Source organism: Halocynthiibacter sp. (assembly GCF_049608145.1).
Taxonomy (GTDB): Bacteria; Pseudomonadota; Alphaproteobacteria; order Rhodobacterales; family Rhodobacteraceae; genus Halocynthiibacter.
Genome location: NZ_JBMYXF010000008.1, coordinates 37,839 through 58,542 on the forward strand (window position 1 = coordinate 37,839; position 20,704 = coordinate 58,542).

A 20,704-nucleotide genomic window follows, 5' to 3' on the forward strand; every position below is an offset into this window, starting at 1 on the left:
TATAGGCAATCTATCTTCCGAAAACACGCTGTAAGGTTTTCAAGATGATCAGGCCGTCAAAACACAGCCCCCTGTGTTTTTGATAGATCAGGTCCAGGCGTGCTTTTCGGGGCAGACAGCGTGTGACATACGCTTTGTCGGTCTCATCCGCGTTGCTACATTCCGCCAAAACTCTGGCTTCATATTGATGGATATACAACGTCGCGAGGCCCGTCACCCCCGGCCTGCACATCAGCACCTGTGCATATAATTTCGGGAAACGTTCCGTATAATATCGCAAGGGCGGTCGAGGACCGACAAAGCTGATATCTCCGCGTAAGATATTCAAAAGTTGTGGCAATTCATCCAAACGGTATCGCCGCAACCACCGCCCTGAACGTGTGATTTGGGACAGTTTTTCACCGCCCGTCACCCCGATATTGCTGGCGCAACAATGCATGGTTCGGAACTTCCACAAAATGAACCCTTCGTCGACTGTTTTCATACGTTCCGCACGATAGAAAACCGGGCCGCCCCCCTGCCACATCAATAAAAGCCAAATCAGGGCGATCACAGGAACCAGAACCACCGACAACGCCAGGGCCAATACGATATCAAAGATCCTTTTCTGCCACGTCATGGCAAAGCCCGTTTAAGACAGGCAAGTTCTTCCAAAACGGCCCCAGGAAACGACATTTCATCGGTGAAATCAAAAAGATCCTGTAACCGCCCTGTATCAAGCATCACTGTTCGGATCACGCTTTCAGGGGCAGGCACGGGCTGAAATGGGATATTTCCAGCCTGCAAAAGCGCATCCATCCCCATCACACCGGGCAGGGCAATATTCAAAATGTCGGGCAACTTCTCCCCAGCAATAACCAGATCAATCAGACGCGTCACGATGCGGGCCAAGGTCAGCGGCCCGATATAGCTGCGAGAGGGAAAGGCACCATCCGGAAACCGATCAAGCAGAACCTTGCCAGAATGCCCAACCCTGCCCAGCAATTGATCGGCCCCTGCGACATTCCCAAGGCGCAAAACAGTCGTTCGAACCTGCCCCGAATATGCCGCGATAACCTGTTCCATTTCATATTTCGACCCACCATATGCAGACACAGGATTGGGTATCTCATCTTCGGGATGCGCCCTATCAGATCCCCCGTAAACTGCTGATGTAGAAACGAAAAATACATGTTTCATCTGTTCTTTATCCGCACAGAACAGCACTTGTTGCGCCAATTCGGAATTTACAGAAAAATCACACCCGGTTGCAGGCGTTACACCGGATAATGCCAAGACCACAGAACATCCGCGCATCGCGTGTCGCATCCGTTCCACACCATCACACGCCAAGGGGTCAAAACAGATCTCTCCACATTCGGGGGATCGGCTTTGCCAGATCAGGCGGTTCTCACCCGTCACTTGAAAGGCAGCTTTCAACAATGCTGCGACACGGCCGCCACCGCCCAGCGCCAGAACCCCATCTTCAGATACTTTCTGCATCAGATTTTATGCTTTCCCGGTCAAAATGAACCCGTTCTTCACATCATCGGTGCAAATTCTTACCAAACCCTTATCGCAAAAAGGCCCCGCTGATAGACACAGCGGGGCAGGTATGTGCCGCGGAACATGTCGCGGGCACAGGCGGTAACCAGTTATTCTGTAGTTACACCAACGGGGTCAGATGCCCCGTTAGCGATTTTTGTGAACCTCAGTTCATCTCTGCGCGGATTTGCTGACGCAGCAGATCGATCGGCACGGTTTTGCCGTCTTTCTTATAGCACCAGTAGGTCCAACCATTGCAGCTTGGCGCGCCTTCAAGCGCAGCACCCACCTGATGGATCGACCCTTTTACATCCGGACCACCCACAAGGGTGCCATCCGCACGAACTTTCGCCTTATGGCGCATGTTCATGGAATACAGTTCTTCGCCAGGCAACAGCATGCCACGTTCCACAAGCTGACCAAAAGGCACACGTGGTTGCGCACGCTTAGACGTGGACACAATCAGGCTTTCTTTGTCGAACTTCCGGATCTTGGACAGGCGTTTTGCAGCAACCTTGCGATAGGCTTCTTCGCGCTCAATACCGATGAAATCGCGGCCCAGTTTCTTGGCCACAGCACCCGTGGTGCCCGTGCCAAAGAATGGATCAAGCACAACATCACCCGGGTTGGTCGCGCCGACCAGAACACGGTGCAGCAGGCTTTCAGGTTTTTGGGTTGGGTGGGCTTTGTCGCCTGCATCGTTCTTCAGGCGTTCGCCACCGTTACAGATCGGCAGAACCCAGTCGGAACGCATCTGAATGCCTTCGTTCAGGGATTTCAGCGCTTCATAGTTAAAGGTGCATTTTGCGTCTTCTGACTTGCCGGCCCAGATCATGGTCTCATGGGCGTTGGTCAGGCGCTTGCCGCGGAAATTTGGCATTGGGTTGGATTTGCGCCACACCACGTCATTCAAAATCCAGAAGCCTTGGTTCTGCAACTCAGATCCAACGCGGAAAATGTTGTGGTAAGATCCGATGACCCAAATCGCACCATTTGGCTTCAGCACACGGCGCGCGGCTGCCAGCCAATCTTTGGTGAATTTGTCATAGGCCGCAAAGCTGGAAAACTGGTCCCATTCATCGTCAACCGCATCCACTTTGGAATTGTCGGGACGGTGAAGATCACCTTTCAGCTGCAGGTTATAGGGGGGATCGGCGAAAATCAGATCAACAGAACCTTCGGGAAGGCCGTTCATGATCTCAATGCAATCGCCCGCAAGTATTTCGTTCAGCGGCAATTCGACTGCCGCTTTTGTACTGGTTTTTTTCATATCTGCCTCAATATCCGGGTGTCTTAAGCGCACCTCGTGATTGCCTCTAAGCATGAGTCATGATGGATTCCGCGTCAAATAATTTTTTGACCTTCAGGGGCAAGTTTTAATCTTGATACAAGATGTTGTGTACTGGCTTAAAGGAAACCCGATGATGTGGTGTCACGCCTAGATCCTTCAAGGCGTCCTGATGCATTTTTGTCGGATAGCCTGCGTTCTTTTCCCAACCATATCCCGGATATTGAAGCGCCAGATCCGCCATCAGATCATCACGCAGTGTCTTGGCGATGATCGAAGCAGCCGCGATCGATTGCGATTTGCTGTCGCCTTTCACCACGGCAGAACAGGGCAACCCAACACCGCGCGGGATCATATTGCCATCAATCAACAGATAGTCAGGTTGCGGATCCAGGGCTTCGACCGCGCGCAACATCGCAATATGGGACGCGCGCAGAATGTTATGTTCGTCAATTTCCTCAACAGAAGCCTCGCCCACCCCGATTTGCGCGGACATTTCCAGCAATTCCACCAGCGCCCGGCGTTTCTTTTCGCTCAGCTTCTTTGAATCGTTCAGGCCCTCAGGCACATTGGCAATATCCAACACCACCGCAGCCGCCATCACAGGCCCCGCCAACGGCCCACGCCCGACCTCATCCACACCAGCAATCCGCATGAACCCCTTTTCACGGGCTGCGGTTTCATAACTTAGGTCGGGGACGGGTTTTGTGGGCTTATCAGTCATATGTTCAGAAACGCGGTTTTTCCCGCAGGCGCAAGGGGCAGGTCATAAATTCCCGACCTTTCCCACCCAGAGTTTTCCTCATAAACATCAGATATCTGATCGGAGTATTAGTTTGCGTAAGAGTATCCTCGTTCCCACCCTCGCCCTCTGTCTGACCATCGCAGTTGCCGCCTTCTGGTTTCTGCGTGATCCATGGTCTGGCACCACAGAACCACAGCATTTTGCTTTCTCTGAATTCCGCTTCCTCGAAACAGAAACTGGGCCAGAGGTCAGCGCAGATAAGATCGCTGAGGAATACGCCTTCTTCGCCTCGCTTGTCTTCCAGGTGGCTGATCAGGTCACTACCGGTGCAGAGGACGGCTATCTCACCTATGACCCGGCAACACAGACAATCAGCGCATTCACATTTGGCCAAGTGATTCATGCCCCTTTCCCTGAAGTTGGCGCGTTTTCAGCCTTTGACACAGAAGGCATAGACAGCACTCCGGCGTTCATCAAACGGGCAGACAACGGGTTGGGATTGATCTTTCACGCACCGGTCGAAGGGCTGGGCAGCGACCTTCGGATCGAACTTACCTTTCTGCCCACAGACGACATATCTGCGCAAAAAGAAACCCAGGCCCGGCTGATCCGGGAACAAGAAGAAGCGCTTGCAACCTGGCACGAAGACATGAAGGCGGTCAGCGATCTCATAGCTGCTGGCCCAAAACCCGGCGAAGCCGCCTATCGCACCAGCCTGCCGGGTTGGCAGGGGTTTATCACTGTTCCGGGCCGCTACAGTTATGGAAACCACGTCGACTTCCCCCGCACTGAATTTCAGGATCTGACAGATCAAAGCAGGCCAATCACCGTGCTTGCGCTAAAACAAGGCGAAGGCGCAGAGGTTTTCGCCCGCGAACGCGAACGCATTTTGGAAACACCTACCCGGGAACTGGCGCTGTTTGCCGATGACGAAAACAGTATTATTGGTGCACAATATGGCCAGGGGTTCTTCGCCTATTTTCAGACCTCCGCGGGCCTGATCGACTACTTCATCTTCACTCACACCCCCGACGCAGCGCTTTTGCCCGAATTCATGGCTGCCGCAAATAGTTTATCAGAAGATGGCTTGATTTCCCCAGCGATCCTATCAGACAGTTTCGACGCCTTCGTATGGATGGAAGAGCAGGGAAAAACCGTGTTTGCACAAACTGATCCCAACGAATGGAATAACCACTTCTTTATCGACAATTTTGCGCCGCTGTACCTGATCAGCCTAAATGCACTGCGCGTTATCGACGAAAGCCTGAGAGCATCACTTCAACCAGATGGTTTTCCGGACTTCAATATCGATATAAGCTGCCTCCCCTCACTGCCTGCTGAAACACCGCTCTCTACAGCACATGAGCAATTCAATTCGCTGGTACGGAATGATTTTACACACGGATCTATCTATTACGCACAACACATCTCCAGTGGGGATTTTAATGAAGGTAAAGACTTCGAGATGGCTGTGCTGGACCAATATCCGCAGTGGGACCCTGTCTGGTTTACCGACAGCCCCACACGTGCCACTGGCGCAGAGGGACCGATGTATTATGTCTATCTGTCCCGTCCGATTTCAAACCTGAAACTGGTATGCCGCCTCGCCTCTGAAAACCCACTCACCCTGCGGCTGGCTGAACAGATAGCGATGCAGATGGAACTACCTGAGATCCCGCCACAGCCTGACTGGGTTATCAATCAATTCCGCAAATATCTAGGTTTTGTAAGTGAAATGATTGATGGCGTGTATGAAGTTTCAAACCAGGACGGTACATCCCGCCTGATCCGTCGAAATGGCGAACGATTGCTGGCAGAAAACTTCACGTGGGTCTGGGATTATGAGGACAGCAATGCATTTGAAGCCCGCCTTGAAGAAAACGGCCCTCTGGGCTTGTGGCTTCTGGATGGGACACCGTTGCTGCCAGCAGAATACAGCAGCTTCGACGAAGAACCACAACTGGGCGAAGGTGTAATGAGCGCCTATCATTCAAATGATACAACCAAGCTATACTATTCCATCCCGGAACGCCGTTTTATCGACAGGCCTGAATAAATACGCGGCGGAGACAGGCATTGCCTCCGCCCGTTTGGAAATTAGCGACTTGCAACCGTAAAGCCTTCGCGCGCCATACAGCGTTCAGGATAAAACGTCGTCCAACGGCCACGCGGGTTTACACCTCGTCGGGCGCAATGTTCTGGCGGGCTCACACGGGCGGCCCGGTTGTTCAAACACCCGACGCCAAAACCATATTTGATCTGACGTCCTGTATCGAAACGTTTCAGGCAACGGCGCGGCAGAACCATACGTGCGGATTGTTCTTCAGCCTCGCGACGCGCGGCCCGACGGGCGTCACGCCGATCATTGCGATTATCGATTGCGACGGCGACACCCGCAATCACGGCCAGGCCAATCAGGGCTTTTGTCAGGTCATCATTTCCCGCTTTTGCCGGGGTCGTGAACCCTGTGATGGCCAGCGAAGCGGTCAGGGTTAGGGCGATAAAACTGCGAAACATAATCTATACCTCGTGGTGGTGGTTTGTCTGTGTCTTCAACCTGATGCCCCGAACCACAGACAAACAATATCGGGCGGTTGTTATCAGATACGGTCCCTTGTTTTTAAGGTACCGGAGAGGGCGCGGGATCAAACGCCCCCTCCGGTGGTTCAAAGTTTTGGTGCTAAAAAGTCAGTCTTAAAAAATTGTGCAGTAAGGTTTCGTCATCAAAATTCATCAGATGCCGGGGCAGGCCCGGCACCCGATCTCAGCGCCAGGTGGTATACCCCACACGCATGGTCATCGGGCTGGCATCGGTATAATCATTCACCCGAAACTGGCTGACCCGCCCTTCGCTGGTCTTCATGCAGACATACGACCCTACGGGTACGGCGTGGGCTTGCACCCGGGTGCTGCTATAACGGGCGGTCGAACATCCGGCATAACCGCGATTGCTGCGATCTCCGACGCTGATCTTTGCACCGTTGCGGGGATGTAGATATCTGGTCCCATTATCTGCTTCAAACCAGATGTCCGCATCATCACCTGCGCCAACGCTGCCGGCATCAAAATCAGCGGTCCATGTCTGTGGCACGTCCAAGATATCGGTTGAATGGGTCACGGGCAGTATCGGCAAAAGCGGAACAGGGGTCAGAACCGAAGGGTCGATCAAAATTGGCGGGGGTACATCCGTGGCAATCACCGGAGGATCAACCGGATCTACGGGGGCAGGGTCAGCGGATGCCTCATCATCATCGTCATCCAGCGCATTGGCGATGCCAGCAATAACAGCCCCCACCAAAAGGGCTTTCAGAACATCTTCTTCATCCGCCTGAGCAGGCACAGATGTGACAGAAGTCAGAACCAGAGAAGAGACGAGAGCAGTTGAAATAAAACGACGTGTCATAATGTATCCTTACATTTACGTTTGCCAGCGCTGCGTATTCCGGTGGTGCGCTGTGGCATGTGAATTTGATAAGGAAACATTGCGCCTTTGGGGAAAGTCGCTCAATAACGATGAAATGTTATCCAATTTCCCCTTTAAAAATAAGGCTTCGAACGGAACTTCCTTAATAGAAATAAATTTCAGGAACAGGTCAGAAGTTCTTTGCAAATCACGTGAAATTCCGGTCTGATATTGAATAACCACAGATAAAATCACATAGATTAGAGCATGATCAAAAAACTGACTCTCACCCTCGCGCTTTTATGCGCCACACCCGCCGCCGCAGATTGCTATGCCGATTATAAGGCCAAGCAGGAAGACCCCCTGCGTCTGCATTACGGTGTGATTGAACTGCCCGAACGTGCCTGCAATGCAAATGCAGCGCGGCGCTATATTGCCGGTCGTATTGACCGCGATGATTGGCAGTTGCTGAATGTGATATCAGTCTTCGACGAAAGCGAACTCGCCGCGAAACGTCGGGAAGCGGGGCAATACTACCTGCGCTACTGATCACTTCAGCCACGACAAAATATAAGAAAACGCCCGCCGGATATTCTGGCGGGCGTTCACGTCAAACGACCAGCCCCCGAAATAAATTTACGCTTTGTCATGACAGGTTCCTCTGCTAAATGCGGATCATTCGTAAAGTAAAACCGTTCAGAACAACGCCAGAACTTATTTCAACTTCACCGGTGTGCTATCACTTATCCGGGGCGCATTTTTAAAGATCACCCGCCTTCATTCCTGCGGGTCTTGATTTTCAGCCGCAGGGGCGGGACACTAAATTGGGGAGGGCAGGACATGCCAGAGAACAAAAAGATTTCCAGACTGCCGGTTTCAGGCAATCAGATTGTCACCGGCGGCATCGCAATGATCGTTCTGATCTTGCTGCTGGTTGCGGTATTTCTGTTCTTTAACCTGCCTGACGCCAACGCCTTCAACTCCCGCGTGGAACAGATCTTTGTGGAAAACACCTCCCTGACCGATCCGGGTGATATTCGCTTTCTCGAAGTGCTGGCCCAATCCGGAACATCCTTCCAGGACACGCTAGGATCCTACCGCGCCGCCATTTTTGTGCTTCTGGTCTTCGCCACCGCCATGATGATCGCCGCCCTTGTGTTTCTGGTCACCATCGTCGCCCTGAACCGCCGCCTGTCTGAGGTCGAACGCGCAGGCATTCAAGTGTCATCCCTGATGATTTCTCGCGAAGAAAATACGGTTTACTTGAACAACATGGAATTCAAACTGACCGAAGCCGCGCTGGAAACCATTTCCGTCCTGGCCGAAGCCCGCATGGATGACGAAGTGCTGTCAGGCGCTGAAATCGAAGGCATGATCTCTGGCCGAAGCCCGTCTGACTGCGAAGAAGCCGCCGGCGCCACCCGCATCAAACGCCTGCGCGACACCCTTGGCAATCAGATGGTCAGTGATTTATTGGTCAAAAACATCGCCCGCCGAGGCTACATGCTGGCGATCGAAAAAGACGTGATCCGGATGGTGTGAGGTCACAGAGAAAGTCCAAAGTGAGCCCAATCTACTTGAGACTGCAAGGATAGAGAATATCTGCTCTTCTAGGTGCAACTAGAAAAAGAGGATCGGGAAGTCCGAGTCTGCAATGAGGGAGAAAAAGATGTTGAAAGAAGAGTTTTACAGCAACGAGTTATTCCGTCGGGAAGCGAATGAGCGGCTCATTGCAGCAGATCAAATAGCAGCGTATGCTAGAGGCCTGCATTCAAACCGAGACGTGGTTGCAGACCTTAAGTTTGCGCATGAGGCAAATTCGGAGGACTACTCTGACGACGATTACGCATCACTTGGCGCTAAAGTGCCTAAATATATGGATGATACGATCGAGAGTATGGGGCGATGCCCATATCACGGTCGACTGTCTGGAGACTTTGACGCATTCTCAGATTTTAATGGGTGGTACTTAGAACGAGTTGTCTATGGTGGTTCCCCGTTCGAAGCTTCACTACAAGAGTATATTCGAATATCGCCCTATATTGAAGCCAATGGCAGTAAGAAATAGATCTGGTATTCATTCTTGCGTTGAATCCAAATGACCTGACCGCCGGCAAGCAGACCTTTAAACGGCTTGTACCATCGTCTGCATAGCCGACATCAAGCTTTCTTCATCCGATCGCCCTGCTTACCACTCCATTCCGAAACAGAAAAATTCAAGGCATGGATTTCTCCTCCAACTCTGGGTAACAATAGCGCTAACACTTATAAAAGGCCCGCGTACCCTATGACATCCACACCGCCGGAACCGCCCAAACGTGCCCTGACATTGCGCGATGTATCCGAGGCCTCTGGCGTCAGTGAAATGACCGTATCGCGTGTCCTACGCAATCGGGGCGATGTGTCGGCAGCCACCCGCGAAAAGGTTCGTGCAGCGGCCAAAGCCTTGGGATATGTCCCCAATAAAATTGCCGGTGCCTTGGCGTCCCAACGTGTGAACCTTGTCGCCGTCATCATCCCCTCCATGTCAAACATGGTCTTCCCCGAAGTCATGACCGGCATTTCCGAAGTCTTGGATGGCACCGGCCTGCAGCCCGTTGTTGGCATCACCGGATACCGCCCGGAAAAGGAAGAACAGGTTCTGTATGAAATGCTGTCCTGGCGGCCTTCTGGCGTGATCATCGCCGGGTTGGAACACACCGATGCGTCGCGCGCCATGATGCGCAATGCTGATATTCCCGTCGTGGAAATCATGGATGTGGATGGCAAACCGATTGATTCCATGGTGGGCATTTCCCACCGTCGCGCAGGCCGTGAAATGGCAAAGGCCATCACCAAGGCAGGCTATGAACGCATCGGTTTCCTTGGCACAAAAATGCCGCTGGATCACCGCGCGCGCAAACGGTTTGAAGGCTTTACAGAAGCGCTCGCCAAAGCCGGGCTTGAGATCCAGGATAAGGAATTCTATTCCGGTGGATCAGCGCTGGCCAAGGGCCGCGAAATGACACAGGCCATTCTGGATCGCTCGCCTGATCTCGATTTTCTTTACTACTCAAACGACATGATTGGCGCGGGCGGGCTGTTGCATTGTCTCAGCCAGGGCATCGATGTGCCCGGCCAAATCGGCCTTGCGGGGTTCAACGGTGTTGAGCTTTTGAAAGGCCTGCCCGTGCAGCTTGCCACCATGGACGCCGGGCGTGCGGATATCGGGCGCAAGGCCGCGGAAATCATCATTGGCCGCAATGCACCGGACACAGATCATGCACCCATCTGCACCGAAATTTCACCCGTCATCGAATTTGGTGAAACGCTAAAACGGCGCCGTAGATAGACACAAATACAGGGAAATATCGCGATGTTGCACAACGAACAGATCACCATTCATCGCGACATGGGCATTCCCCTGTCAGATGGCACACGCCTATCCGCACAGGTCTGGATGCCCGAAGGCTGTGACACGACCCCCCTGCCCGCGATCCTGGAATATCTGCCCTACCGCAAATCTGATGGAACCGCCGCGCGCGACCACGGCATGCACCTGCATTTCGCACAGCACGGATATGTCTGTCTGCGCGTTGATAGGCGCGGATGCGGCGATTCCGATGGTGTGTTTGACGACGAATATTCTGAACAGGAACTGTCCGATGGCGAAGAGATCATAAACTGGATCGCCGCCCAGCCTTGGTGCAGTGGCCGTGTTGGCATACAAGGCATATCCTGGGGCGGTTTTAACGGATTGCAACTTGCCATGCGCCGTCCACCTGCCCTGAAAGCCGTGATTTCCATTGGCACCACGGTGAACCGTTATACAGATGACATCCATTACAAAGGCGGCATTCAGGTTTCCGAAAATATCGGCTGGGCCGCCACCGCAACATCCTGGAATTCCATGCCACCCGATCCGGCGCTGCGGGACAATTGGCGGGATCTGTGGATGCAACGGCTGGAAAGCACACCCTTTCTTGCCCAAACATGGATGCAACATAAAAACCGTGATGATTACTGGAAACACGGGTCCGTTTGCGAAGATTATAACGCGATCAAGGCCCCCGTTCTGGTGATGGGTGGGCTGCATGACGGCTATCGCAATGCCATGTCTGAATTGGCGGAAAACGCCTCAGCCGTGGTCAGGGCGGTTGTTGGCCCATGGAACCATAAATACCCCAATATTTCGACCATTTCCCCTGCAATAGACTATCTTTCAGAAGCGTTACGTTGGTGGGATCACTGGCTAAAGGATCAAGATACCGGCGTTCAAAACGACCCACAATATCGTGCCTATGTGATGGACAGCTGCACGCCTGATACGGCTCTCACCCATCGCGACGGGCAGTGGATCTCCGAAGAAACCTGGCCCAGCGCCCAAGTCACCAAACGCGAATTCCATCTGATATCTGAGTCTAATCCAGCGAAAACCGTCACAACGGATCTGTTGTGCGGTCAGGGCTGCGGCGAATATTTTCCCTTTGGCTTTGGCCCAGGCGAATTGCCTGATGATCAGACCGCAGACAATTCCCGCGCCCTGTGCCTGGATCTGCCTGAGATGGATACAACCGATATCCTTGGCGCACCTCAGGTCACACTGACAATATCTGCCGATCAGGCCCGGGCGCAGGTGTTCCTGCGTCTCTGCGATCAACGCCCGGATGGCACATCTAACCTGATCACCATGGGCATGCTGAACCTGCGCCATCATGTCAACGACAGCGAACTCTCGGATCTCACCCCCGAAACCCCTGTAACAGTCACTATTTCTCTGGATCAAAGCGCCTATCGCCTGCCTGCCGGGCACCATCTGCGTCTTGCGGTGTCACCATCCTATTGGCCCTATGCCTGGCCCGAAGCAAAACCCGTCACCCTGACCATTCATCAGGCCAGCCTGTCCCTGCCCTGTCGCAATACGCTTGCCTCTAAAGATGAATATAACTTCGCATCCCCCATCCCCATGCAAGCGCGCCCTCTGAAAACCCGCAGGGAAGGGGAAGAGGAAAAAACATGGAAAACAGACCCTATTTCAGGGGATTTCACCCTAACCATTCGATCGGGCCGCAATGAAACAGAAGATCTGGTACACGGATTGATCACAGGATCCGAAATGTCAGAAATCTGGACAATTCATCCAGATGATCCCGCATCTGCCCGCGTAGAATTGACCTGGGATCGCTGGCTGACACGCGATGGCATGACGGCCCACAGCACCCTGACAACCAAGATGTCCACAACCGAAGATCACTTCTGTATTGTCCAAGATTTCCGCGCCCTTGAAAACGGAGAGGAGATCTTCAAGCGCGAAATGAAAGACGACATCCCGCGCTAGATCAGTCTCTGTTTCAGAGAGTTTTGATTATGCGACGCCCAGGTTCAACAGTTGCAACAGGGTTAGAACACCAACCGGCTTGCCCGCTTCGACCACATATGCGGCCGAGATCTTATTCTTCTGCATCCGCGCCAGCGCACCCGCCGCCAACATGTTCTTTGACAGGCAAATCGGATCGGCTGTCATAATCTCAGATGCTTTGGTGCCACGCATCGCCGTCTGCATACTGGTGTCAGAACTTTCCGCCAAATACCGCCGCAGATCGCCATCCGTCACAACACCAATCAGAGCGCCCGTATCATCAGTGATCCCTACAATACCAAGATTTTTGCCCCAGATCCCCGACACCACGTCAAACACCGTCTGATCCTGGCTTACCAACGGCATATCACCGCCCTTAGACATGATTTCCCCAACATCGGTCAGAGATGCGCCCAGTTTGCCACCTGGGTGGAAATCAAAGAAAGATTTCTCGCTGAAACCACGCGCACGCAACAAAGCGACCGCCAGCGCATCGCCAATCGCCAGCTGCAGCAATGTCGATGTGGTTGGTGCCAGATTATGCGGACAGGCTTCGGGCGATTTCGGCAAGGCGATCGCAACATTCGCGGCTTTCGCCAACGTGCTTTGTGCATTGCCGGAAATGGAAATCAGCGGCACCCGGAAACGGCGGCAATAGGTGGCAATGTCACCCAGTTCTCGCGTTTCACCGGACCAGGACAACATCAGAACCACATCATCCTTGGTAATCATCCCAAGGTCACCATGACTGGCTTCAGCAGGGTGCACAAAAAACGCAGGTGTACCTGTGGATGCAAACGTCGCGGCCAGCTTGCTGCCAATATGTCCACTTTTGCCCATGCCGGTGACAATCAACCGGCCTTGCATGTTCAGAATCGTCTCTAACGCCGGCGTTAGTGCCTCATTCAGCCCCTGATCAAGACTGTCAACAGACAGGTGATCTTCCAGGGTACGGATGCCATGACGAAACGCCGTCAGCGCTTCACGGATATTCTCAATATGCTGATTGTCACTCATGTCATGGCCTTTTTGTTTTGTCTTTTCTACCGGGCAGATGCAGCCTGATCAAGCTGCCCCACAGCCCAACGGGCCGCATCCGCGACCGTCGCATCTTCATCCTGCGTCAGGCCCTGTGCGACCTCTTTCAAAGCAGCCTGTCCAGAATTCCCAATGGCGTACAGCACATTTCGCACAAACCGGTTGCGACCGACGCGTTTTACTGGCGATCCTGAAAAAAACGCCCGAAACGCCGCATCATCCAAAACCGCCAGGTCCGCAAGTTCCGGGCCCAGTAATTCAGGTCGCGCGTGATAGCGGATCTCGGATGCGGTCTTTGCAAATTTATTCCAGGGACAGGCCGCCAAACAATCATCGCAACCATAAATCCGATTGCCCAACATCGGGCGCAATTCTTCATCCACCGGCCCGTGATGTTCAATCGTCAGGTAAGAAATGCAACGCCGCGCATCCAATTGATAGGGCGCAGGAAACGCATCTGTCGGACAAACATCCAGACAGGCCCGGCATGATCCGCAACTATCCTGACCCGCCGCATCTGGTTCAAGTTCAACCGTGGTAAAAATCGCACCCAGGAAAAACCAACTGCCCAGATCATGCCCCACAAGGTTTGTATGTTTCCCCTGCCAGCCAAGGCCCGCCGCCGCACCCAGGGGTTTTTCCATCACAGGTGCTGTATCCACGAACACTTTAATCTGCGCGTCAGGGTCTTGTTCAATCAACCAGCGCCCGACACGTTTCAAGCGTTTCTTCACGATGTCATGGTAATCACGGTTCTGCGCATACACTGAAATTGCCGCATGATCTTTGTGTTCCAAAATGTCCCGGGGATCATGTTCCGGCGAATAGACCTCTGCCAACATCACAACCGATTTCGCTTCGGGCCAAAGGGTCGCCGGGCTGCCACGCCAATGCATACGTTCTTCCATCCAGCCCATCTGCCCATGCCGCCCGGCATCAACATATTGCTGCAAACGTTCCGCAATCTGGGGCACGGCATCTGGCCGACACACGCCCATCTGCGCAAAACCAGCCTCAAGCGCAAAATCCTGTAATCGCGCCTTCAGCCCATCCATTTTATCTCTCCCAATATCCCCCGGGGGAAACCAGAAAGGAGGAAGGGCCAACAGCCCGCCTGCGTGGAAAGCAATTTAAAAATCAAGGTCAGCATAATGCGCAGGCGGTGGAAAACCAGACACCTGATCCGCCAAAATGGAACGAAACGCCGGACGCGATTTTATCTTGGCGTACCAATCTTTCACCGTCGCGGACCGGTTCCAGTCCACATCTGAAATATAGTCTAACGCTGACAAATGTGCAGCAGCGGCGAAATCAGCAAGGGTCATCACGTCACCGGCCAACCAGCGTCTCTGATCCAAAAGCCAGGCCATATAATCAATGTGAAATTTGATCGCCTTTGCGCCCGCTTTCACATTCTTACTGTCCGGATAACCCTGTTTGGTAACCTTCTTGTTCACCCGTTCATACAACAGATTAGATGTCACCTCATTGTGGAACTTATCATCAAACCAGGACACAAGCCGGCGCACTTCATAGCGCGCCTGGGGGGCGGTTGGCATCAAAGAAGGGGTTGGAAACTGTTCTTCGATATATTCGCAGATCGCAGCACTTTCCGAATACAACCCACCATCCATTTTCAGAACAGGCACTTTTCCCGCCGGATTACGGCGCAGAAAATCAGGGTCCTGTTCCCAATAGCGTTCTTCAACCAGCTCCACCTCAAGCCGTTTTTCTGCAAGGCTCAACCGGACTTTGCGGCAAAACGGCGACAGGGGAACGTGATACAGACGGATCATATGAATCAAATGCTCTTTTCAGGGTTCTTCTTTTCTTTCGCCCGAAGTGGCCCATAAATCAAGGCGCAAAACATCCGGCACGGCCATCATTGCGAATAAGCGCCGCCCCATCCGACACAGATCCGGCACGTCGGCGCTGCCAATCGCTGGGCTCACTGGCTGACCGTCCCTTCGGATCGGGCAACACAGTCACCAGACGCGCCGCCTGACGCGCGCTCAGGTCTGCGGCGTTCACGCCAAAATAATGCACCGAAGCGGCTTCTACCCCAAAGACGCCCTCATCAAATTCCGCAACATTCAGGTATACTTCAAGAATACGTTCTTTTGACCAGATCAGTTCCACAACAGGCGTCATCATCGCCTCAAGTCCTTTGCGAATCCAACTGCGCCCCTGCCAAAGATAGACATTCTTCACCACTTGTTGGCTGATCGTTGATCCGCCACGCCGCGCCCCGCCGGACAATGCATCCCGCAAAGCCGCACCATCAAATCCCCAATGATTACAGAAATTCGCATCCTCGGCGGCAACAGCAGATCGCGCCATCACAGGGGCAATGTCTTCAAGCCGCACCCATTCATGATCCAACTGGCCCAGACGATGGGTTTCAGAAATCATATAGGGGGTCATACGGGGGTTAACCGCCAGGTAGAACAATGCAGCCAGCACGTTCAGAACCAAAAGCCCGCCAAGAATACGAACAGGCCAGCGTAAGACACGCCAGATCCTTGCCATACGTGACGGCCCTGTCTTTTTGGAAGATTTACGCGGTTTACGTGTGGATTTAGCCGAAGAGGTTTTCTTCGCCGTACCGCCTTTACCCGCGTTGCCTGTGGTTTTTTTTGTCGTTTTCTCTGTCACCCTTCAGCAATCCCATATGCCAAGGGGCAAGGTCAACCGCACAACGCCGCAAAAGCAGTTTGTCGCCAGGGGGCAATGATAGAAACATTCCGCATTTTCGGAATACGCCACCGTAAACAAAACGGGCCGGTGCATTTCTGCAACCGGCCCGCTGTTTTATTCCGCTGCAATTACTTCAAGTGGTGCAGGCAAATGCGCCAGCATTTCCTTTGGACAGATCTGCACGAAATTCGCACGCTCCAGATCCCAGTGTTGCAGGATGTCCCCCGCCTTACGGCTGCCGGTTTCATCATAGTGGTTCTCGATCAGCCCTTTCAGCTGATCTTCCCAATGCGGATGTGTCACCGGGTTCGCAACCAAGGTTTCATGGTTCATCAGCGCATCAACTGTCCCTTCAGGGTCGTAAATATACGCCATCCCACCGGTCATCCCCGCGCCAAAGTTCGCACCAATGGACCCAAGGATCACCGCAACACCACCGGTCATATATTCGCAACCGTTAGAACCACAGCCCTCAACAACCACGCTCGCACCAGAGTTACGCACAGCGAACCGTTCGCCCGCGCGCCCTGCCGCCAACAGCATCCCTGCCGTCGCACCATAAAGCACCGTGTTGCCAACAATCGTATTTTCAGATGCGTTCAACGGGCTGTTCATCGGCGGACGCACAACGATCATGCCACCAGACAGCCCCTTGCCGACGTAATCATTCGCGTCACCAGACACTTCCAGCTTCAACCCAGGCGCCGCAAACGCGCCCAAAGCCTGCCCAGCAGAGCCCGTCAATTTCACCGTCAGGTGATCCTGTTGCAGCGAATTGCGCATGCCAAAGTTCTTTACGATATGGGACGATGTGCGCGTACCAACCGTGCGATGGGTGTTCTGAACCGCGTAATGCAGCTGCATTTTCTCACCATCATTCAAGAACCGCGCCGCATCGCGCACGATTTCCGCATCCAACGTGTCAGGCACGAAATTGCGTTCTTTATCACGGTTGTAGATAATATCAGCCGCACCATCGACGGTGATCAACAGCGGGTTAAGGTCCAGCTCATCCAGATGCGCAGACCCACGCGAAACCTGTGTCAACAGATCCGCACGCCCGATAATGTCATCCATCGACCGCGCCCCAAGGCTCGCCAGAATTTCACGTACTTCTTGTGCATAAAACGTGATCAGGTTCACGACTTTATCTGCATTGCCGGTGAATTTCTTACGTAGATCATCGCGTTGCGTACAAACCCCAACAGGGCAGGTGTTCGACTGACACTGACGTACCATAATACAGCCCATCGCGATCAGCGCAGCGGTACCAATGCCATATTCCTCAGCGCCCATCATCGCGGCCATAACAATGTCACGCCCGGTGCGCAAACCACCATCGGTGCGCAGGGTTACACGTTCGCGCAGGTTGTTCATCGCCAGAACCTGATGCGCCTCTGTCAGGCCCATTTCCCACGGCAGACCGGCGTATTTGATGGACGTTGCAGGCGACGCGCCCGTGCCGCCATTATGGCCGGAAACCAGGATGATATCTGCCTTGGCCTTTGCCACACCAGCAGCGATCGTGCCAACACCGCTTGAGGCCACCAATTTCACCGTCACCTTACAACGCGGATTGATCTGTTTCAGATCGTAGATCAGCTGCGCTAGGTCTTCGATGCTGTAAATATCGTGGTGCGGCGGCGGTGAAATCAGGGTCACACCTTTGGTCGCATGACGCAGGCGCGCGATCAGGTCGGTCACCTTCATACCAGGCAGCTGACCACCTTCGCCGGGCTTCGCACCCTGGGCTACTTTGATCTCAAGTTCTTCACATTGGTTCAGGTATTCCGCCGTCACACCGAACCGCCCGGACGCCACCTGCTTAATCTTTGCGCTGGGGTTATCACCATTGGGTTCCGGGTGGAAATGCGCCGGATCTTCGCCGCCTTCACCACTGTCAGATTTCGCCCCAATCCGGTTCATCGCGACGTTCAACGTCTTATGCGCCTCAGGCGAAAGCGCGCCCAAAGACATGCCCGGCGTCACAAAACGCTGGCGAATAGACGTGATGCTTTCCACCTCATCAATTGGCACAGGCGCACCCATTGGCTTCACATCCAACAGGTCACGCAAATGGATCGGAGGCAGGCTGCGGATCTTGGCAGAATATTTTTTCCACAACTCAAAACTGGCATCATTACACGCGGTTTGCAGCAGATGCATTGACTGCGCTTCCCATGCGTGGGTCTCGCCAGATTTGCGTGACTTATAGAAACCACCCACAGGCAACACGTTGGAACCGCTAAAGAAAGCGCGTGAATGCACTTGTTCCAACTTGCGTTGAATACCCGTGATCCCGATGCCCGAAATCCGGCTGGTCATGCCAGGGAAATATTCCGCAACCATCGCACGTGACAGGCCGACGGCTTCAAAGTTCAGGCCGCCACGATAGCTGGAAATCACAGAAATCCCCATCTTCGCCATGATCTTCAACAGACCCTGATCAATCGCATTGCGATAGCGGCTGACGGCTTCGGTCAGGGAACAATCCAACAAGCCGCGTTCCACACGATCCGCCAAACTGTCTTCCGCCAGATAGGCGTTCACAATGGTCGCGCCACAGCCAATCAACACAGCAAAATAATGCGGGTCAAGACATTCCGCAGAGCGCACATTCAGCGATGTAAACGTCCGCAGGCCCTTGCGTGTTAACCATGAATGCACCGCAGACGTCGCCAAAATCATCGGCATGCCCACGCGGTTTTCACCCAGCGCCATATCCGTCAAAACGATGTGCCCCGCACCGGAACGCACAGCTTCTTCCGCCTCTTTGCGCACCCGCGCCAGGGCATCCGCCAGCGTGCCGTCGGTCGGGAAAGTACAGTCGATTTCAGCCATCGGCGCGTTGAATTCCGCGACCAGCTTTTCAAACTGCGCATTGCCGACAAATGGGCTTTCCAACACCAGGATTTCGGTCTGCGAGCTGTCTTCATCCAACACGTTTTTCAGGTTACCAAACCGTGTTTTCAACGACATCACCCGGAATTCACGCAGTGAATCAATCGGCGGGTTTGTCACCTGCGAAAACGACTGTCGGAAGAAGTGGCTCAGCGGGCGGTACTGGTTCGACAGAACCGCGCTTGGCGTGTCGTCGCCCATGGATGCCAGCGCCTCTTTCCCGTCTTCCGCCATTGGGGCCAGGATTTGTTCCAGCTCTTCCAAACTAAAGCCCGCCGCAATCTGACGTTCGCGCAGGTCATCGCCGCGAAACACGGCTTTTTCTTCGGTTGCAGCCAGCACGCCGTCAATTTCATTGATCTTGCCAACCCATTCGCCAAAGGGGCGCGATCCCGCCAGCGTATCTTTCAATTCGGTGTCATGAAACAGGCGCCCGTCTTTCAGATCCACAGCAATCATCTGCCCAGGTCCAAGCGCGCCTTTTTCAACGACAGTGGCCTCGTCAATCGGCACCATTCCAGCCTCAGAACCCGCGATCAGCAGACCATCACCGGTTACAACATAACGCATTGGACGCAGACCAGACCGGTCCACACCCGCGCAGACCCAACGCCCATCGGTCATCGCAAGGGCGGCCGGGCCATCCCAAGGTTCCATCACGGAATTGCAGTAGGAATACATGTCCAGCCAAGGTTGTGGCAGCTGGGTCGAGCTTTTCGACCAGGCCTCTGGCACCAACATGGTTTTCGCCATAGGGGCAGACCGCCCTGCGCGCACCAAAAGCTCAAAAACAGAGTCTAATGCGGCGGAATCCGATGCACCACCAGACACAATCGGTTTAATATCACCCGCGCGATCCCCGAAAAACGCACTGGCCATGCGGATCTCGTGGCTCTTCATCCAGTTCAAATTGCCCTTCAGCGTGTTGATTTCACCGTTATGCGCCAACATGCGAAACGGCTGTGCCAACCACCACTGTGGGAAGGTATTTGTGGAATAGCGCTGGTGGTAAATCGCGAAATTCGACTTAAACCGTTCATCCATCAAATCCGGATAAAATTCTGCAACCTGCTCCGCCAACATCATACCTTTGTAGATGATCGACCGACAGGAAAGCGACGCCAGATACAGCTCGCCCACACCCGCTTTTTGCGCCGCTTTTTCGATGCGGCGACGAATGATATACAGCTCGCGTTCAAACGTGTCTTCATCGACGCCCTTGGAATTTGAGATCAAAATCTGTTCAATCTCAGGCCGCGTCGCATTCGCTTTTTCGCCCAAACAGGTCACATCAACTGGCACATGGCGCCAACCGTAAATGTAATATCCCATTGCCAAAACTTCGGTTTCGACAATCGTACGGCAGGTTTCCTGCGCGCCGAAATCAGTGCGCGGCAAGAACACCTGACCAACCGCGACCAGTTCATCCATGCGGGGTTCATGCCCTGTGCGGCGGATCTGATCATAGAAAAACATCACCGGAATTTGCACGTGAATCCCCGCGCCATCGCCGGTCTTCCCATCCGCATCCACAGCCCCACGGTGCCAAATCGCCTTCAGCGCATTGATGCCCGCATCAACAACACCGCGCGATGGTTCCCCGTCAATCGAGGCCACAAAGCCCACGCCACAGGAAGAATGCTCTTCTTCCTCGCGGTACAAGCCATTTTCAGCCATCCACTGCCGCTTCGCCTCTTCCGCGCGCACCCAGTTTTCGTCGTATGTCAGTTCAGTCTTAGTCATTTTGGATGTCCTTCTCAGGGTGCCCGC

Annotated in this window: 17 protein-coding genes; 6 read left to right on the forward strand and 11 right to left on the reverse strand. The window is 53.6% G+C overall.

Annotation, left to right across the window (positions count from 1 at the left end; translation table 11 throughout):
• Window positions 1-10 precede the first annotated feature (10 nt).
• From ACPGUT_RS04345 to ACPGUT_RS04360, 4 genes are all read right to left on the reverse strand, one after another.
• Window positions 11-619 carry a sugar transferase gene (locus ACPGUT_RS04345; protein ID WP_423989093.1) on the reverse strand — a complete coding sequence of 203 codons (609 nt, stop codon included), beginning with the start codon at window positions 617-619 and terminating at the stop codon, window positions 11-13.
• The gene (locus ACPGUT_RS04350) at window positions 616-1,482 is read right to left on the reverse strand and encodes an NAD-dependent epimerase/dehydratase family protein (RefSeq protein WP_423989094.1); all 867 of its coding nucleotides are present in this window, start codon (window positions 1,480-1,482) and stop codon (window positions 616-618) included. The genes ACPGUT_RS04345 and ACPGUT_RS04350 overlap by 4 nt, the downstream gene beginning before the upstream one ends.
• A gap of 208 nt (window positions 1,483-1,690) precedes the next feature.
• Entirely contained in the window at window positions 1,691-2,794 is a 1,104-nt protein-coding gene (locus ACPGUT_RS04355; protein ID WP_423989095.1) for a site-specific DNA-methyltransferase, read from the reverse strand.
• A gap of 106 nt (window positions 2,795-2,900) precedes the next feature.
• Complete coding sequence (locus tag ACPGUT_RS04360; protein WP_423989096.1) at window positions 2,901-3,536, reverse strand: ribonuclease HII; 636 nt, start codon at window positions 3,534-3,536, stop codon at window positions 2,901-2,903.
• A gap of 112 nt (window positions 3,537-3,648) precedes the next feature.
• On the opposite strand from ACPGUT_RS04360, the gene ACPGUT_RS04365 reads away from it, so the two are divergent.
• Complete coding sequence (locus tag ACPGUT_RS04365; RefSeq protein ID WP_423989097.1) at window positions 3,649-5,613, forward strand: hypothetical protein; 1,965 nt, start codon at window positions 3,649-3,651, stop codon at window positions 5,611-5,613.
• 41 nt (window positions 5,614-5,654) lie between these two features.
• Here ACPGUT_RS04365 and ACPGUT_RS04370 read toward each other — a convergent pair whose 3' ends face one another.
• Window positions 5,655-6,074, reverse strand: a complete 420-nt coding sequence (locus tag ACPGUT_RS04370) for a hypothetical protein (RefSeq protein ID WP_423989098.1) — start codon at window positions 6,072-6,074, stop codon at window positions 5,655-5,657.
• A 247-nt stretch (window positions 6,075-6,321) separates the two neighbouring features.
• Window positions 6,322-6,960, reverse strand: coding sequence for a hypothetical protein (locus ACPGUT_RS04375; protein ID WP_423989099.1), 639 nt, complete (start codon window positions 6,958-6,960; stop codon window positions 6,322-6,324).
• A gap of 267 nt (window positions 6,961-7,227) precedes the next feature.
• On the opposite strand from ACPGUT_RS04375, the gene ACPGUT_RS04380 reads away from it, so the two are divergent.
• The 5 genes from ACPGUT_RS04380 (at window position 7,228) to ACPGUT_RS04400 (ending at window position 12,277) form a co-directional block, all read left to right on the forward strand.
• Window positions 7,228-7,509 carry a hypothetical protein gene (locus ACPGUT_RS04380; protein WP_423989100.1) on the forward strand — a complete coding sequence of 94 codons (282 nt, stop codon included), beginning with the start codon at window positions 7,228-7,230 and terminating at the stop codon, window positions 7,507-7,509.
• A gap of 291 nt (window positions 7,510-7,800) precedes the next feature.
• The gene (locus ACPGUT_RS04385) at window positions 7,801-8,502 is read left to right on the forward strand and encodes a winged helix-turn-helix domain-containing protein (protein ID WP_423989101.1); all 702 of its coding nucleotides are present in this window, start codon (window positions 7,801-7,803) and stop codon (window positions 8,500-8,502) included.
• Window positions 8,503-8,629: 127 nt separating this feature from the next.
• A complete protein-coding gene (locus ACPGUT_RS04390; RefSeq protein ID WP_423989102.1) occupies window positions 8,630-9,028 on the forward strand; it encodes a hypothetical protein in 399 nt (132 codons plus the stop codon).
• A gap of 219 nt (window positions 9,029-9,247) precedes the next feature.
• On the forward strand, window positions 9,248-10,291 hold the full coding sequence (locus ACPGUT_RS04395) for a LacI family DNA-binding transcriptional regulator (RefSeq protein WP_423989103.1): 1,044 nt from the start codon (window positions 9,248-9,250) through the stop codon (window positions 10,289-10,291).
• 24 nt (window positions 10,292-10,315) lie between these two features.
• Window positions 10,316-12,277 (forward strand): CocE/NonD family hydrolase, encoded by a 1,962-nt coding sequence (locus ACPGUT_RS04400; protein WP_423989104.1) that lies wholly within the window; start codon window positions 10,316-10,318, stop codon window positions 12,275-12,277.
• A gap of 27 nt (window positions 12,278-12,304) precedes the next feature.
• On the opposite strand, the gene ACPGUT_RS04405 is transcribed toward ACPGUT_RS04400, so the two are convergent.
• From ACPGUT_RS04405 to gltB, 5 genes are all read right to left on the reverse strand, one after another.
• Complete coding sequence (locus ACPGUT_RS04405; protein ID WP_423989105.1) at window positions 12,305-13,315, reverse strand: KpsF/GutQ family sugar-phosphate isomerase; 1,011 nt, start codon at window positions 13,313-13,315, stop codon at window positions 12,305-12,307.
• Between the two features lie 26 nt (window positions 13,316-13,341).
• Window positions 13,342-14,391, reverse strand: coding sequence for a tRNA epoxyqueuosine(34) reductase QueG (gene queG, locus ACPGUT_RS04410; RefSeq protein ID WP_423989106.1), 1,050 nt, complete (start codon window positions 14,389-14,391; stop codon window positions 13,342-13,344).
• Between the two features lie 75 nt (window positions 14,392-14,466).
• Window positions 14,467-15,132, reverse strand: a complete 666-nt coding sequence (locus ACPGUT_RS04415; RefSeq protein WP_423989107.1) for a glutathione S-transferase family protein — start codon at window positions 15,130-15,132, stop codon at window positions 14,467-14,469.
• 58 nt (window positions 15,133-15,190) lie between these two features.
• Window positions 15,191-15,991 (reverse strand): monofunctional biosynthetic peptidoglycan transglycosylase, encoded by an 801-nt coding sequence (mtgA, locus tag ACPGUT_RS04420; RefSeq protein ID WP_423989108.1) that lies wholly within the window; start codon window positions 15,989-15,991, stop codon window positions 15,191-15,193.
• Window positions 15,992-16,147: 156 nt separating this feature from the next.
• Window positions 16,148-20,677 carry a glutamate synthase large subunit gene (gene gltB / locus ACPGUT_RS04425; protein ID WP_423989109.1) on the reverse strand — a complete coding sequence of 1,510 codons (4,530 nt, stop codon included), beginning with the start codon at window positions 20,675-20,677 and terminating at the stop codon, window positions 16,148-16,150.
• Between the last annotated feature and the right edge of the window lie 27 nt (window positions 20,678-20,704).